The sequence below is a fragment of the Limnohabitans sp. TS-CS-82 genome (assembly GCF_002943475.1).
In genome coordinates, this window is sequence record NZ_PTQX01000023.1 from 61,504 (window position 1) to 77,005 (window position 15,502).

Annotated in this window: 9 protein-coding genes and 3 pseudogenes; 9 read left to right on the top strand and 3 right to left on the bottom strand. The window is 66.6% G+C overall.

From position 1 onward, the window contains the following. Positions 1-203 precede the first annotated feature (203 nt). The 3 genes from C5F52_RS28500 to C5F52_RS28510 all read left to right on the top strand — a co-directional run bounded on the left by C5F52_RS28500 (position 204) and on the right by C5F52_RS28510 (position 3,252). On the top strand, positions 204-1,220 hold the full coding sequence (locus tag C5F52_RS28500) for a TRAP transporter substrate-binding protein (protein ID WP_104801753.1): 1,017 nt from the start codon (positions 204-206) through the stop codon (positions 1,218-1,220). Positions 1,221-1,360: 140 nt separating this feature from the next. Continuing rightward, positions 1,361-1,969 carry a TRAP transporter small permease gene (locus C5F52_RS28505; protein WP_060985978.1) on the top strand — a complete coding sequence of 203 codons (609 nt, stop codon included), beginning with the start codon at positions 1,361-1,363 and terminating at the stop codon, positions 1,967-1,969. Between the two features lie 2 nt (positions 1,970-1,971). Then, positions 1,972-3,252: a TRAP transporter large permease gene (locus C5F52_RS28510; RefSeq protein WP_060985979.1), complete on the top strand. Its 1,281-nt coding sequence runs from the start codon at positions 1,972-1,974 to the stop codon at positions 3,250-3,252. 189 nt (positions 3,253-3,441) lie between these two features. Here the strand turns inward: C5F52_RS28510 and dld are convergent, their stop codons facing one another. The 3 genes from dld to C5F52_RS28525 all read right to left on the bottom strand — a co-directional run bounded on the left by dld (position 3,442) and on the right by C5F52_RS28525 (position 8,020). After that, entirely contained in the window at positions 3,442-5,199 is a 1,758-nt protein-coding gene (gene dld / locus C5F52_RS28515) for a D-lactate dehydrogenase (RefSeq protein WP_083235353.1), read from the bottom strand. Beyond that, positions 5,196-6,794, bottom strand: coding sequence for an aldehyde dehydrogenase (NADP(+)) (locus C5F52_RS28520; RefSeq protein WP_104801754.1), 1,599 nt, complete (start codon positions 6,792-6,794; stop codon positions 5,196-5,198). Before C5F52_RS28520 ends, dld begins: the two co-directional genes overlap by 4 nt. Positions 6,795-6,883: 89 nt before the next feature. After that, positions 6,884-8,020 (bottom strand): iron-containing alcohol dehydrogenase, encoded by a 1,137-nt coding sequence (locus C5F52_RS28525; RefSeq protein WP_104801755.1) that lies wholly within the window; start codon positions 8,018-8,020, stop codon positions 6,884-6,886. Positions 8,021-8,134: 114 nt separating this feature from the next. On the opposite strand from C5F52_RS28525, the gene C5F52_RS28530 reads away from it, so the two are divergent. The 6 genes and pseudogenes from C5F52_RS28530 to C5F52_RS28555 form a co-directional block, all read left to right on the top strand. Then, on the top strand, positions 8,135-9,094 hold the full coding sequence (locus C5F52_RS28530; RefSeq protein WP_104801756.1) for a LysR family transcriptional regulator: 960 nt from the start codon (positions 8,135-8,137) through the stop codon (positions 9,092-9,094). 24 nt (positions 9,095-9,118) lie between these two features. Further along, positions 9,119-10,181: pseudogene (locus tag C5F52_RS28535) on the top strand (homocysteine S-methyltransferase family protein). Between the two features lie 68 nt (positions 10,182-10,249). Beyond that, positions 10,250-12,085, top strand: a complete 1,836-nt coding sequence (locus C5F52_RS30315) for a 2-oxo acid dehydrogenase subunit E2 (RefSeq protein ID WP_104801757.1) — start codon at positions 10,250-10,252, stop codon at positions 12,083-12,085. A 12-nt stretch (positions 12,086-12,097) separates the two neighbouring features. Then, positions 12,098-13,933: a dihydrolipoyl dehydrogenase gene (lpdA, locus tag C5F52_RS28545; RefSeq protein ID WP_104801758.1), complete on the top strand. Its 1,836-nt coding sequence runs from the start codon at positions 12,098-12,100 to the stop codon at positions 13,931-13,933. A 108-nt stretch (positions 13,934-14,041) separates the two neighbouring features. Next, positions 14,042-14,911 (top strand): annotated as a pseudogene (locus C5F52_RS28550) (transposase zinc-binding domain-containing protein); the annotation flags it as partial. Positions 14,912-15,021: 110 nt separating this feature from the next. Further along, a pseudogene (locus C5F52_RS28555) lies at positions 15,022-15,502 on the top strand (IS21 family transposase); the annotation flags it as partial.

Genomic DNA, 15,502 nt, shown 5'->3' on the forward strand with positions numbered 1-15,502 from the left:
CTGGTATTGCTTGTGGTTATATCCATATCCCCAGTCGTCAGTTGATTTCGCAAATTGCGGCCACTAGACTTGACTTGCGCAAATACCGGCCGTCACGCCATGGCCCCCCACGGGCCGGCGCAACTGCCTGGCGGCAGGCGCATTCGCACATGCGGATGGCAGCCCGCAGCTGCTTACCCGTCAAAACAATGAAGGAGACTGTCATGAAAAAAATCACCTCGCTGCGCCGCCTCGCGGTGGCCCTGCTCGTTTCGGGCGTGTCGCTGCACGCGGCCGCCCAGGCTTATGCCGACCGCACGATCCGCGTGGGCCACCAGGCCCAGCCGGATGCTCCCATCTCGCAAGCCGCACGCAAGTTCGCCGAACTGGTGGCCGAAAAGAGCGGTGGGCGCCTGAAGGTCAAGGAATTCCCCGCCTCGCAGCTGGGCAACGAAGCCCAGCAGCTGGGCGCGCTGCGCGGCGGCACGCAGGAACTCTTCATTCCTACCACCACTTCGCTCGCGTCCGTGATCAAGGAATTCGGCCTGCTGGACTTCCCCTTCCTTGTCTCCACGACGGCGCAGGCCGAAGCGCTGCTTGACGGGCCTGCTGGCGCCGCGCTGCTCGAGCGGTTGCCCGCCAAGGGTCTCATCGGCCTGGGGTACTGGGAGAACGGCTTTCGCAACGTCACCAACAGCGCTCGGCCCATCCAGAAGCCAGAGGATTTCGCAGGGCTCAAGCTGCGGGTGATCCCCAACCCCGTGTTCATCGAAACCTTCAAGGCCCTGGGCGCCAACCCGACGCCGCTGGCCTTCGGCGAGCTGTACGGCGCGCTCGAATCGCGGGCCGTGGACGGCCAGGAGAACCCCTACGTGCTGATCGACACCTCGAAGTTCTATGAGGTGCAGAAGTTCGCCAGCAACACCAACCACGTCTACAGCCCGCTGATCGTGCTGGCCGGCAAGCCTTTCTGGGACAAGCTCTCCGACAGCGAACGGCAGATCCTGCAGGCCGCCTTCAAAGAGGCGCAGGCCTACCAGCGCGCGCTCAGCCGCCAGGCGACCACCTCGGCGATGGCGGAAGTGAAGGCCAAGGGCATGAAGATCAACGACGTAAGCCCCGCCGAGTTGCAGCGCATGGAGGCCGTGGTACGCCCCGTCACCGACAAGTTCGCCGCCACGTACGACCCGGCGATCACGCGCGGCTTCTTCGCCGAACTGCAGAAGATCAAGCAGAAATAACCAACAGGCGTGCCCGGTCGCGGCGTGCAAGCGCGCTTCGGCCGGTCTGTGCGCGTGCACGGATGTGCGCACTGGCCGGTGGCTTCGGCCTTTCTTAAAAACCATAACAACACAGCGACCTTCGCTCAGGGGACGATCTCGTGCGAAAAATCATCGACATCTATTGCGGCATCTTCGAATTCCTGATCGCGCTCATGCTGGCGCTGATGGTGATCCTGGTCTTCGGCAACGTGGTGCTGCGCTACGGCTTCAACTCCGGCATCGCGATCTCCGAAGAAGTGGCCCGCTGGCTCTTCATCTGGATCACTTTCCTGGGCGCCGTGGTGGCCCTGCGAGAACGGGCGCACCTGGGCGTGGACATGCTGGTGTCGCGGCTCCCCGTGGCGGGCAAAAAGCTCTGCCTGGCGGCCAGCTACGCCTGCATGCTCTACATCCTGTGGCTGTTGTATGAAGGCAGTCTGGCGCAGGTGCGCATCAACTGGGACACCGAAGCGCCCGTCACCGGCGCCTCCATGGCCATCGTGTATGCCGCCGGGGCGGTCTTCGCCGTGTGTGCTGCCCTCATCTTGCTGACGGATGGCGTCCGGCTGCTGACAGGCCGGATGTCGGTGGACGAGCTGGTGGCCATCCAGGAGTCCGAAGAAGCCGGTGCCCTGGCCCAGGCGCTCGGTCCGCACGGGTCGCTAGGCGCGCTCGGCACCTCTCCCGCCGCCCCCGCTGGTGGCTCCCAACACTCCACACGTTCCTGATCATGATCATCGCGGTTTTTCTTGTGTCGCTGCTGCTGGCGATGGCCATCGGCATGCCTATTTCCTTCGCGTTGTTGGCCAGCGGCGTGGCCCTCATGTGGCAGTTGGACCTGTTCGATGCGCAGATCCTCATCCAGAACCTGATCGGCGGGGCCGACAGTTTTCCGCTGCTGGCCGTGCCTTTCTTCATGCTGGCCGGCGAAATCATGAATGTGGGCGGGCTGTCCAAACGCATCGTCAACCTGGCGCTGTCGCTGGTCGGCCACGTGCGCGGCGGCCTGGGCTACGTGACCATCATGGCCGGTTGTCTGCTGTCCGCGCTGTCCGGTTCGGCCGTGGCTGACGCGGCGGCGCTCACGGCACTGCTGCTCCCCATGATGGTGAAGGCCGGGCACGACAAGGCCCAGGCTGGCGGCCTGATTGCAGCCACAGGCGTCATCGGCCCGGTCATCCCGCCGAGCATCGGGCTCGTCATCTTCGGCGTAGCGGCCAACGTGTCCATCTCCAAGCTGTTCATGGCGGCCATCGTGCCGGGCCTGCTGATCGGCGGTGCTTTGTGGGTGACCTGGGCCTGGCTGGTGCGGCGTGAAAAGATCCAGCCGCCGCCGCGCAAGTCCATGCGCGAAGTCCTGGCCGCTGCGCGCGAGGCCAGCTGGGCGCTGCTGCTGCCGATCATCATCCTCGTCGGCCTGCGCATGGGCGTGTTCACGCCGACGGAAGCCGCCGTGGTGGCCGCAGTCTATGCCTTCGTGGTGGCGACCTTCGTGTACCGCGAACTCACGCTGCGCCAGCTTTACCGCGTCTTCGTGGGTGCTGCCAAGACCAGCGCCATCGTGATGTTCCTGATCGCCGCCGCCATGGTGAGCGCCTGGCTCATCACCGTGGCCGACCTGCCCTCCAAGGTGGTGGGCCTGCTAGAGCCCTTCATGGGCAACAAGATTCTGCTGATGGCCGCCATCATGGTGCTGGTGATGGTCGTCGGCACGGCGATGGACATGACGCCCACCATCCTGATCCTCACGCCCATCCTGATGCCGGTGGTCAACGCGGCGGGCATCGATCCGGTGTATTTCGGCGTGATGTTCATCATCAACAACTCCATCGGCCTGATCACGCCGCCCGTGGGCGTGGTGCTGAACGTGGTGGCCGGCGTGGGCAAGATGCGCATGGACGATGTCACGCGCGGCGTGCTGCCCTTCATGGCGGCCGAGTTCGCGGTCATGTTCCTGATGATCTTCTTCCCCATCCTGGTCACGGGGCCTGCGCGCTGGTTCCATGGGTGACGGCTGACGCCGGGCCCACGAGCCTGCGCCGGTCGACGGGAGCGCTGCGGCGCCCCGGGCTCACGGCCTGAAGACTCGCAAGAGGTCTTCAGGCCGTTTCTTCTTGGTTGGCGCTCGGGTCGGAACGGGCGCGGGCCGGACGCAAAAAAAGGGCCGGACCGCCAGGGCCCGGCCCGAAGGACCGCAGTATCACCGGCCGGGCGGCTCGCGATGCACGTCGCAGCACACCGCCCGCCAGCGATGCCGCGTCGAGGTCTGGCCGATGCCGGGATTGAAGGTGTTGGTCGGATCCAGGCTGCGGTAGAAGCCCTCAAGCACCGGGTCGGCGCGGTAGATGTGACCGACGTTGTGTTCGGCCGGGTACTTCGCGCCGCGCGCGTCCAGAAGCGCCAGCACGCGCTCCTTGAACTGCGCGCAGTCCACGCCCTTCTTCACCAGGTATTCCTGGTGCATCACGTGGCAGAAGAAATGTCCGCAGTACATGGGCTGCTCGACCTGCGCGGCCAGCTCCGGCGGCAGGATCTCGAACCAGTCCAGCGCATTGCGCGGCAGCGCGATGTCCAGCGCCACCACGTCTTCCACCGTGTCGGCATGCACCGCCCGGTAGCGGTTGGTGGCGTTGCCGACGGCAAAGCGGTTCAGGAAGGCCGCGCCGGCCTCCTCCTCATTGCATTCGAAGAAGCCTGCCTCCGGGCGTTCGGCCATGAAGGTCTGCAGATAGGCACGCGTTTCCTCGATGCCCGCGTCGCTTACCTTCAAGAGCAGGTGGTGCGCGTAGCGGTCGCGAAAGGCGTTCATGCGCGCAGGCAGGTGTTCGGGCATCCGGTTGGCGAGCCGCTGCAGCAGGCGGTCGGCCAGGTTCCGCCCCAGCCCGCAGCGCTCGGCGAGCGCGTCGAAACGGCTCTTGAGCGCGAAGGCCAGCGGCACGCGCGCGGTGCCCAGTTTGCGGATGTAGACGAACAGGTCCTTGCCGTAGGTGCGGCTCAGATCGTAGGCCGAGCGGTGCATGTACTCGGCCGCCACGGGCAGGGAAGCGAAGCGGGCCAGCATGTGGCGGCGCAGGTCCGCGAGGTCGCGCGGCTGGTTGGTGCCGATGTAGAACACGCGGGTGTCCGTATCCGCCGCGAAGGTGTCCAGGCGCACCGCGAAGACGGCGATCTTGCCGGCGGAGCCCGAGGCCTCGTAGAGGCGGCGCGGGTCGGCGTTGTAGCGTGCTGGCTCACTGGAATCGATGTCGCGCACATGCTGCGAGTACTCGCGGTCAGAGGCCATGCGGCCGGGTTCGGCCGGCAGGTCGTCGCGAGCGAAACGGCCACTCTCCAGGTTGGCGAGGATCTGCTCGGGATCGTCGCCGAGTGCCATGCCCAGGTGGTTGACGAGCCGCAGTTGGCCGTCCTCGTCGATGCAAGCGAAGAGCGAGAACTGCGTGAAGGCAGGACCGCGCCGGATGAGCGAGCCCCCGGAGTTGTTGCAGATGCCGCCTGTCACCGAGGCGCCGATGCAACTCGACCCGATCACGGAATGCGGCTCGCGGCCCAGCGGCTTGAGCCTGCGTTCGAGCTGTTCGAGCGTGACGCCGGGCCGGGCCAGCACCTGCTCGCCGCGCTGCAGCAGGTCCAGCTGCTTGAGCCGCAGCATGTTGATGAGCACTACCGGGCGGTCGTAGCCGCCCTCCATCGGTGTGGAGCCGCCCGTGAGGCCTGTGTTGGCGGCCTGGCAGAGGATGATGGTGCCGGCGGCGTGGCAGGCCTTCAGCGTGTGCCACAGCTGCGTCAGGCTGCCGGGGCGCACCACGGCCAGCACGTCGCCGCCGCCGTAGCGAAAGCCGCTGCGGTAGCGGCGCGTGGACGCATCGCCCGTCAGCACATGGCCGCCGCCGACGATCTCCTTGAGGCGGGCCAGCAGGTCGGAGGGTGCGAGGGCGGCTGCCGGTGGCATGGCCGTCATGCGCGGACGGGCGCGCCGTCGACCAGCCGCCAGAGGCCCAGCGGGTTGGCCTGCTGCAGCGCCTCGGGCAGCAGGGCGTCGGGCAGGTCCTGGTAGCACACGGGTCGCAGGAAGCGGTCAATGGCACTGGCGCCCACCGAGGTGAACATTGCGTTGGAAGTCGACGGATACGGCCCACCGTGCACCATGGCATGGCACACCTCCACTCCCGTCGGGAAGCCGTTGACCAGCAACCGGCCGGCCCTGCGCTCTAGCACCGGCAGCAGGCGGCGGGCCAGCGGATGGTCCGCGTCTTCAAGATGCAGGGTGGCAGTGAGCTGGCCTTCCAGCTGCTCGGCCACGGCGATCAGCTCATCCGCGTCCTTCGCTCGCACCACCAGCGATGCGGGGCCGAAAACCTCGGACGACAGCGCAGGCTGCTCCATCAAGGTACGGGCGTCGGTGATGAACAGCGCGGCCTGCGCGGCGTTGTGTAAGGTGCTCGCAGTCTGGCCCTCGGCCACCCGCTGCACGCCTGGCGTGGCGGCCATCGTCTCCACGCCACTGCGGTAGGCGCCATGGATGCCAGCGGTCAGCATGGTCTGCGCGCTCTTGCGTTCCAGGGCCTCAGCCGCGGATTGCACGAATCGGTCCAGATCCGGTCCGTCGATGCCCAGCACCAGGCCGGGGTTGGTGCAGAACTGGCCGGCGCCCATGGCGAGCGAGTCGGCAAAAGCCTGTCCGATGGCGTCAGCGCGCTGCGTCAGGGCGGCGGGCAGCAGAAAGACCGGGTTGATGGCGCTCATCTCGGCATAGACGGGAATCGGCTCGGGCCGGCGGTTGGCGATGGCCACCAGGGCCAGGCCGCCTTGGCGCGAGCCGGTAAAGCCCACGGCCTTGATGGCGGGATGGGCCACCAGCGCCTCGCCGATGCTGCGGCCGGCGCCGATCAGCAGCGAGAACACGCCTTCGGGCAGGCCCTGCTCGCGCACCGCGTTCTGGATGGCACGGCCCACCAGCTCGGACGTGCCCAGGTGGGCGCCGTGCGCCTTCACCACCACGGGCGCGCCGGCGGCGAGGGCCGAGGCCGTATCGCCCCCGGCCACCGAGAACGCGAGCGGGAAGTTGCTGGCGCCGAACACCGCCACGGGGCCGAGCGGCACCTTGGCAAGCCGCAGGTCCGCGCGCGGCATTGGCTGGCGCTGCGGCTGGGCGGGGTCGATGGTGGCATGCAGGAAATGGCCGTCGCGCACCACGCTGGCGAACAGACGCAGTTGGCCGACGGTGCGGCCGCGCTCGCCCGTCAGGCGCGCCAGCGGCAGGCCGGTTTCGGCATGGGCGCGCTCCAGCAGGGCGTCGCCCAGCGCCATGATGTTGTCGGCGATGGCCTCCAGGAAGGCCGCACGGCGTGCCAGCGGCAGCGCGCGGTATTCGTCGAACGCTGCCGCGGCCAGGGTGGCGGCGCGGTCCACGTCGGCTGCGGTGCCGAAACCGAAGCGGGGCTCGGCGATGTCAGCGTTCGTGGCGGGGTTGAAGGCGCATTGGCCTCCGTCGGTGCCGGCGACCGCAGCGGCGCCGATCAGCATCTTGCCCGTGAGGGTCGTGGTCATGGTCATGGCGGACTCGTTGTGAAAAAGAAAACGGGACAACCACCGGGAGCGCCGGTGGCGGTATCGCCGCCCGCACCCTGGGCGGGCAGAAGCGCTCACATCGCTGCTTCGATCAGGCGGGCGTAGTCGTCCGCGCTCGCTTCGCGCGGGTTGGTCTTGTGGCTGTGGTCGGCCAGCGCGCCGGTGACGATGCGCGGCGTCAGGTCGGCCGTCACGCCCATCGCGCCCAGGCCGGCCGGGAGCCGGAGCCTGAGGGACATGTCCTGGATCGCGTCCTCCACCGACGCATGCGCCGGCAGGCCCATGGCCTGCGCCAGGCGGTCGATCTTCTCGTCGCGCACCACCGTCTCCGCCGCGCGGTTGAAGCGCACCACCGCCGGCAGCAGCACCGCATTGAGGGTGCCGTGGTGCAGGCGCGGGTCGATACCGCCCAGCGAATGGCTGAGGCTGTGCACACAGCCCAGGCCTTTCTGAAAGGCCAGCGCACCCTGCAGCGACGCGCTCATCATGTTGGTGCGGGCCTCGATGTCGCTTGGCTCGTGGAAGGCGGTTTCGATGTTCTTCCAGGCGCGGCGCAGGCCGTCCAGGGCGATGCCTTCGGCGGGCGGGTTGAAGCTGGGCGCGAGGAAGGTCTCGATGCAGTGCGCCACGGCGTCCATGCCGGTGGCGGCCGTCAGGCCCGGCGGCAGGCCCACGGTCAGCGTCGGGTCGCACAGCGCCACCTTGGGGATGACGTAGGGCGAGATGATGCCCACCTTGCGGCCATCGTCCAGGATGATGATCGCGCCGCGCCCGACCTCGCTGCCCGTGCCCGCCGTAGTGGGAATGGCCACCACCGGCACCGTGGCCGCCGTGATGCGGGCAAGCCCGCCCTCGATCAGCGCGAACTGGCGCAGCGGCCCCGGATGGCGGGCCGACACGGCCACGGCCTTGGCGAGGTCGATGGACGAGCCGCCACCCACGGCGATGATGCCGTCGCAGCCTGCTTCATGGAAGCTTGCCACCCCTTCGCGCGCCGCCGCCTCGGTGGGGTTGGAGGGCGTGCCGTCAAACACGTGAAAGTGCGGCAGGTCGTTCACGGCAAGGATGCGCTCGATCAACCCCGCCGCAACCACGCCCTTGTCGGTGATGAAGAGCGGTTTTTTGAAGCCGAGTGCCTGGCACACCTGTGCCAGCTCAGCGGCACTGCCCGCGCCGAAGCGGATTTCCGTCACGTAGTTGATCATCGCCATCGTTTATCTCCTGATATCAAGAATTTTCATATTCATCCGTCAATCGCGGAATTCTATGAGTGAGGCGACGTCGAATAAACTAACCGTTATCCATATAGCTATAACTCCAAGTCAATGCAGAGCCCTTACAACCTCAACTCTGTGATGTCGCGTCTGCATGCCAGGCAGCTGCGGTTGCTGATCGCGGTGGCGGAGCAGGGCTCGCTGCTGGCGGCGGCGGACCGCGTGGGGCTGACGCAACCCGGGGCTAGCAAGGCGTTGAAGGAGCTGGAGTCCACGCTCAACGCGCCGCTCTTTATGCGCACCAACCGCGGGCTTGTGCCTACGGAAGCGGGAACCTGCGCGGTGCGCTTCGCGCGGCTGATCCAGTCCGACATCAGCCACTTGCAGCAGGAGCTGAGCGCCATCGCCAGTGGCGCAGGTGGCCGCATTGCCGTAGGCACCATCATGGGCGCAGTGCCGCTCCTGACGCGGGCGCTCACGCAGCTGATGGACCAGCAGCCGGACATCTCGGTGGAGATCGTCGAGGACACCAGCGAAAGTCTGCTCGCGCTCATCGACCAGGGGCGGCTGGACGCGGCCATCTGCCGCTCGTCGGTCAGTCCCAAACCCCACCTGTACGACACTGTCGTGGTCAAGGATGAGTCTCTCGCCGTCATCGCGCACCAGGCGCATCCGGCGGCGGGCCTGGCATCGATCACGCTGCAAGATCTGTCTGCCAGCCGCTGGGTGGTGTACCGCGCGCACATGCCAATGCGCCGCACGCTGGAGCGCGAATTCTTCGAAGAGAACCTGTCATTTCCGACGCATCTGATCGAGACCACATCCGCGCTGGCCACGCTTTCGCTGCTGAGCCACAACCCCAATCTGGTGGCCCTGGTGTCGGACGACGTGGCCGACTACGTCTGCCAGCACGGCATGGTCGCCCGCCTGCCGCTGCGGCTCAAGTCGCGCAGCGAGCCGTACGAACTCATCGCGCGGCGCAACGCGCACCGCCATCCGGCGCTGACGCTGCTGATCGATTCGCTGCTGGCCTTGCGTGCCGTTGCCGAAGAGGCCCCAGCGGCGCCCTGAACCGCCGCTTCTTACAATTGCGCCATGCAGCAGATCACCTACACCCGCGCCCAGCAGCTTCCCAACATCCTCGCCCAACGCATCGTCATCCTTGACGGCGCCATGGGCACCATGATCCAGCGCTTCAAGCTGGGCGAGGCGCAGTACCGGGGCGAGGGCTACACGGGGCCTGACGGCGCGGGCGACCGCTTCAAGGACTTTCCGCGTGACGTGAAGGGCAACAACGAGCTGCTCAGCATCACCCGGCCCGACGTGATCCGCGACATCCACGAGCGCTATCTTGCCGCTGGCGCCGACCTGATCGAGACCAACACCTTTGGCGCCACCACCGTGGCGCAAGAGGACTACAAGATGGCGCATCTCGCGCGAGATGAACCTGCGCTCGGCCCAGCTGGCGCGCGCCGCCTGCGACAAATACAGCACGCCCGACAAGCCGCGCTTCGTGGCCGGCGCCCTCGGCCCGACGCCCAAGACGGCCAGCATCAGCCCCGATGTGAACGACCCCGGCGCGCGCAATGTCGACTTCGAGCAGCTGCGTGCGGCCTCTTACGAGCAGACCGAGGCGCTGGTGGAGGGCGGCGCCGACGTGCTGTTGGTCGAAACCATTTTCGACACGCTCAATGCCAAGGCCGCGCTGTTCGCCATCGACGAGTATTTCGAGAAGAGCGGCGAGCGCCTGCCCCTCATCATTAGCGGCACCGTCACCGACGCTGCGGGCCGCATCCTGTCGGGCCAAACCGTCACGGCCTTCTGGCACAGCGTGCGCCACGCGCGCCCGCTGGCCATTGGCCTGAACTGCGCGCTGGGCGCCACACTGATGCGCCCCTACATCCAGGAGCTGAACCGCGTGGCAGAAGACACCTTCATCAGCTGCTACCCCAATGCGGGTCTGCCCAACCCGATGAGCGACACGGGCTTTGACGAAACCCCCGAAATCACCAGCCGCCTGGTGCACGAGTTCGCGGCCGAGGGGCTGGTGAACATCGTGGGCGGCTGCTGCGGCACCACGCCCGACCACATCGGCGCGATTGCCAAGGCCGTGGCGCCGGTGAAAACGCGCCAGCTGTTCTACCGCGAAGCGGCCTGAGCAGACCCGAATCGGGCGCGCAGCCCGATGCCCACCACCGGCCGCGCTGGGGCGGCGAAACGACGCACATGATCAAGCACCTGCAGCTCAAGAACCTCAAGGCCTGGCGCGACAGTGGCAGCGTGCGGCTGGCGCCGGTCACCATGCTGCTGGGCAGCAATTCGTCGGGCAAATCCACCTTGCTGCAAAGCCTGCTGCTGCTCAAGCAGACCGCGGCGGCGCCTGATCGCACGGTGCACCTGAACCTGGGGGGCGACGAGGCCAACGACCTGGTCAGCCTGGGCGATTTTGACGCCGTGCTGGCGCATGGCACCGTGGCGCCGCGCCAGTTCGAGATCGTGCTGGAGTTCGAGCGCCCCGAGGGCGAACGCGTGCGCCAGGGCCGCTTTGCCTGCAGCTATGGCCAGACGGCCAGCGGCGCCGTGGTGGTGCAGGCGCTGTCGCTGTCCACCGTGGCGCGGGAGTTTCGGGCTGTGCGCCGGGAGCGCGGGGCCTATGCGGTGTGGGTGGATGGCGAACCCCGGCCACGCGACAAGGGGCCGCACCTGGCACCCGAGCGCTCGATTGCATTCTCGGCCGAGGCCATTGCCCTGCTGGGCCCCGATGGCGCGCATCTGCAAGACCTGAGCCTGGCCCTGCGCCGCGAGCTGGAGGCCATTGTTTACCTGGGCCCGCTGCGCCAGCGGCCCGCGCGCGACCAGGTGTGGAACAAGGGCGGTTCGGGCTCTGTGGGGGCCGAGGGCCAGCAGGCCATCAACGCCCTGCTGTCCGATGCCTTGCAGCCGGGCGCGGGGCAGGGCGCGGTGTTGCGCAGCGTGTCGGCGGGGCTGCAGCGCATGGGCCTGGCCGACCGCATCGAGGTGCGCCAGCTGGGGCGCTCCAGCCGCTACGAACTGCTGGTGCACAAGGATGGCGTGGCTGCCAACCTGCGCGACGTGGGGGTGGGTGTGGCGCAGGTGCTGCCGGTGCTCACGGTGGCCTACAGCGTGCCGCCCGGCAGCACGGTGCTGCTCGAAGAGCCCGAGATCCATCTGCACCCGCTGGCCCAGGCGGTGCTGGCCGAGCTGTTTGCTGACGTGCAGGCCTTCACCCAGCGCGTGATGGCAGGCAGCGTGCAGACCAAGGCCCAGGCCGCCAAGGCCCCGGCGGGCGGTGGCGGCTCGGGCGTGGGCCTGGACCTGTTGCCCTGGCCCAAGGTGGACTTCAGCAAGTTCGGCCCGGTGGAGCGCAAGGAACTGGGCCGCATCAAGAAGATCAGCGGCGCCAACCTCACGCGCAACGCGGTGGTGATTCCCGCCGTGACCAACCACGACGACGCCGACATCACCGATCTGGAAGCGTTCCGCGTCCAGCTCAACAAGGAAAACGAGAAGAGTGGCATCAAGGTCACCATGCTCGCGTTCCTCATCAAGGCCTGCGTGGCCGCGCTCAAGAAGTTCCCCGACTTCAATAGCAGTCTGGACGGCGACAGCCTGGTGTACAAGCAGTACTTCCACATCGGCTTTGCGGCGGATACGCCCAATGGCCTGGTGGTTCCCGTGCTGAAGGACGCCGACAAGAAAGGCATCTTCCAGATCAGCCAGGAAATGAGCGAGCTGGCCAAGAAGGCCAGAGACGGCAAGCTGGGCCCGGCCGACATGAGCGGCGCCTGCTTCACCATCTCCAGCCTGGGCGGCATTGGTGGGCGCTACTTCACGCCCATCATCAACGCGCCCGAGGTGGCCATTCTGGGCGTGTACAAGAGCCAGATGGAGCCCGTGTGGGACGGCCAGCAGTTTGTGCCGCGCCTCATGCTGCCGCTGTCGCTCACCTGGAATCACCGCGTCATCGACGGCGCTGCGGCGGCCCGCTTCAACGCGTACCTCGGCCAGATCCTCGGCGACTTCCGTCGCGTGCTGCTGTAAAGGAACCGGAACATGGCACTCATGGACATCAAGGTTCCCGACATCGGCGATTTCGACGAGGTCGCGGTCATCGAAGTGCTGGTCAAGGTGGGTGACACCATCAAGGCCGAGCAGAGCCTGATCACGGTCGAGTCCGACAAGGCCTCGATGGAGATTCCCTCGTCGCACGCCGGCGTGGTGAAGGAGCTCAAGGTCAAGCTGGGCGACAAGGTCAGCGAAGGCTCGGTCGTGCTGGTGCTGGATGCGGAGGGCGCTGCGGCGGCTCCCGCACCGGCCGCAGCACCTGCGCCTGCCGCGGCCCCGGCCGCTGCGCCGGTGGTGGCCCCCGCGGCCGCCAGCTTCGGCGGCTCGGCCGACATTGAATGCGACGTGCTGGTGCTGGGCGCCGGCCCCGGTGGCTACTCGGCCGCCTTCCGCGCGGCCGACCTGGGCCTGAAGGTCGTGATCGTCGAGCGTTACGCCCAACTGGGCGGCGTCTGCCTGAACGTGGGTTGCATCCCGTCCAAGGCGCTGCTGCATGTGGCGGCGGTGATGGACGAGGTTTCGCACCTGGGCGATCTGGGCGTCGAGTTCGGTAAGCCCACGGTGAGCGTGGACAAGCTGCGCGCCCACAAGGAAAAGGTCATCGGCAAGCTGACCGGCGGCCTGGCGGCCATGGCGAAGATGCGCAAGGTCACCACCGTGCGCGGCTACGGCGCCTTCGTTGGCCCCAACCACGTCGAAGTGGAAGAGACGACGGGTACCGGCCAGGACAAGACCGGCACCAAGAAGATCGTGGCCTTCAAGCGCGCGATCATCGCCGCCGGCTCGCAAGCGGTGCGCCTGCCGTTCTTCCCGCAGGACGATCGCATCGTGGACTCGACCGGCGCGCTGGCGCTCAAGGGCGTGCCCAAGAAGATGCTGATCGTCGGTGGCGGCATCATCGGGCTGGAGATGGGCACCGTGTACAGCACGCTGGGCGCCCGCCTGGACGTGGTGGAAATGCTGGACGGCCTGATGCAGGGCGCCGACCGTGACCTGGTCAAGGTCTGGGAGAAGATTAACAAGGGCCGCTTCGACAACATCATGCTCAAGACCAAAACGGTCGGGGCGGAAGCGACGCCCGAAGGCATCAAGGTGCAGTTCGAGGGCCTGGACGGCACGAAGAGCGAAGGCACCTACGACCTGGTGCTGCAGGCCGTGGGCCGCACCCCCAACGGCAAGAAGATCGCTGCCGACAAGGCTGGCGTGGCGGTGACGGACCGCGGTTTCATCAACGTGGACATCCAGATGCGCACCAATGTGCCGCACATCTTCGCCATCGGCGACATCGTCGGCCAGCCCATGCTGGCGCACAAGGCGGTGCACGAGGCGCATGTGGCGGCAGAAGTGATCGCCGGCGAATTGCAGGGCAACAAGGAACTGGCCAGCGCCGCCTTCAACGCCCGCGTGATCCCCAGCGTGGCCTACACCGACCCCGAAGTGGCCTGGGTGGGCCTGACCGAGGATCAGGCCAAGGCCCAAGGCATCAAGGTCAAGAAAGGCCTGTTCCCCTGGGCCGCCTCGGGCCGCGCCATTGCCAACGGGCGTGACGAAGGCTTCACCAAGCTGCTGTTCGACGACAGCCCCGAAGCAGGATCAGGAGACGGCCATGCTGGCCGGGGCCACGGCAAGATCCTGGGCGGCGGCATGGTCGGCACGCACGCAGGCGACATGATTGGCGAGATCGCCTTGGCCATCGAGATGGGCGCCGACGCAGTGGACATCGGCAAGACCATCCATCCGCATCCAACCCTTGGCGAATCCATTGGCATGGCGGCGGAAGTGGCGCATGGCAGCTGCACGGATGTGCCGCCTGCGCGCAAGTAAGTCCGCAGCCAAGCTACCCTGCCAAGGCCCGAACTGGCGACGGTTCGGGCCTTGTGCTTTGCGTACCCGAGCAATCGCCGCAGAATACTGTGCATTTGTACAGTATTCATGTCAGCCACTTCCAAGCCCAAGCTCTACAACCCACGCCACCCCGAACGCACGCTGCTCTACCAAACGGTAGCCGAGCACTACGAGACCTGGCTAGAGTTGGCCAGCGCGGGTCAGTTCGACGGCCAGGGCGACCACCACACCCCCAAGCCCTTCGTGCGCAAAGCGTTTGCCAAGTATCTTGAGTGCGGCATCTTTGCCCATGGCTTTGCCCGCGCTCGTTGCGGCGACTGTGGGCACGACTACTTTGTAGCCTTCTCCTGCAAAGGCCGTGGAGTCTGCCCCTCGTGCACCACCCGGCGCATGGTGGAGACAGCAGCGCACCTGAACGATCACGTATTCCCCCGCCTGCCGGTGCGCCAGTGGGTGCTCTCCGTGCCCAAGAGGTTGCGGTACTTCATGCAACGCGACGGAGCGGTGCTGAGCATGGTGCTGCGCATCTTTCTGCGGGTGATCGCACAAACTCTGCAGACCCACAGCCCCGGTGCGGCCCATATGGACAAGGCAGGCCTGCACATCGGTGCCATCGCCTTCATTCACCGATTCGGCTCCAGCCTCAATGAACACGTCCACTTCCACGTTTGTGTGGTGGACGGGGTGTTTGAGGAAGTGGCAGGCGAGGGCAGCGCTGATGCCGCAATGCAAGTCTCTGCGTCAGGTGTCGTATTCCACCCTGCCACCGGCATCGATGCGACACCCGTGGCACAAGTGCAGACCACACTGCAAAAACGTATCCTGCGCGCCTTTGTGGGCCGTGGGCTGCTGGAGAACTTCGAGGCAAAAGAGATGCTGGGGTACAAACACAGCGGTTTCTCGGTGGATGCCGGGGTGTGCATTGAATCCCACGACCGTCCAGGCCTTGAGCGGCTCTTTGTTGATTTCCACGTAAATCTGACCCCTCTGGACTGAGTTTTTTCATCCAACTTTGACCCCTTGAGTAAGGTCTCCTGCTTGTTTTTTAAGCAGGAGGGAATCAAGGAATGATCAACGTGGGAACACTGGCAAAGATCCGCAGGATGCACCTGCGCGATGGCCTTCCAATCAAAGAGATTGAGCGGCGCACGGGCCTGGCAAGGAACACCATCAAGGCCTGGCTGCGCAAGGGCGAGATGGTCGAGCCCAAGTACCCCCAGCGGGTCAACCAGACCAAGCTCGACGGCTATACCGAAACGCTGGCGACCTGGCTCAAGGCCGACCTGCACCGCGGCAAACGCGATCGCCGCACCATCAAGGCCTTGTACGAAGGCCTGGTCGAGCAGGGCTACACCGGTGGCTACGGCCGGGTGGCGGCCTTTGCCCGGCGCTGGCGAGCTGAGCAGTCGGGCAAGGTTGGCAAAGCTGCTTTCGTGCCGTTGAAGTTCGCCCTGGGTGATGCCTTCCAGTTCGACTGGAGCACCGAATACGCCTGGGTGGGCGGGCTGCGCCGGCGTCTGGAGGTGGCCCACACCAAGCTGTGTGGCA

Bases quoted from the DNA above. Each gene is read 5' to 3' on its own strand.
- C5F52_RS28500 (WP_104801753.1), top strand. From the start codon at position 204: ATGAAAAAAATCACCTCGCTGCGCCGCCTCGCGGTGGCCCTGCTCGTT.
- C5F52_RS28510 (WP_060985979.1), top strand. From the start codon at position 1,972: ATGATCATCGCGGTTTTTCTTGTGTCGCTGCTGCTGGCGATGGCCATC.
- dld (WP_083235353.1), bottom strand. From the start codon at position 5,199: ATGACGGCCATGCCACCGGCAGCCGCCCTCGCACCCTCCGACCTGCTG.
- C5F52_RS28520 (WP_104801754.1), bottom strand. From the start codon at position 6,794: ATGACCATGACCACGACCCTCACGGGCAAGATGCTGATCGGCGCCGCT.
- C5F52_RS28525 (WP_104801755.1), bottom strand. From the start codon at position 8,020: ATGGCGATGATCAACTACGTGACGGAAATCCGCTTCGGCGCGGGCAGT.
- C5F52_RS28530 (WP_104801756.1), top strand. From the start codon at position 8,135: ATGCAGAGCCCTTACAACCTCAACTCTGTGATGTCGCGTCTGCATGCC.
- C5F52_RS30315 (WP_104801757.1), top strand. From the start codon at position 10,250: ATGATCAAGCACCTGCAGCTCAAGAACCTCAAGGCCTGGCGCGACAGT.
- lpdA (WP_104801758.1), top strand. From the start codon at position 12,098: ATGGCACTCATGGACATCAAGGTTCCCGACATCGGCGATTTCGACGAG.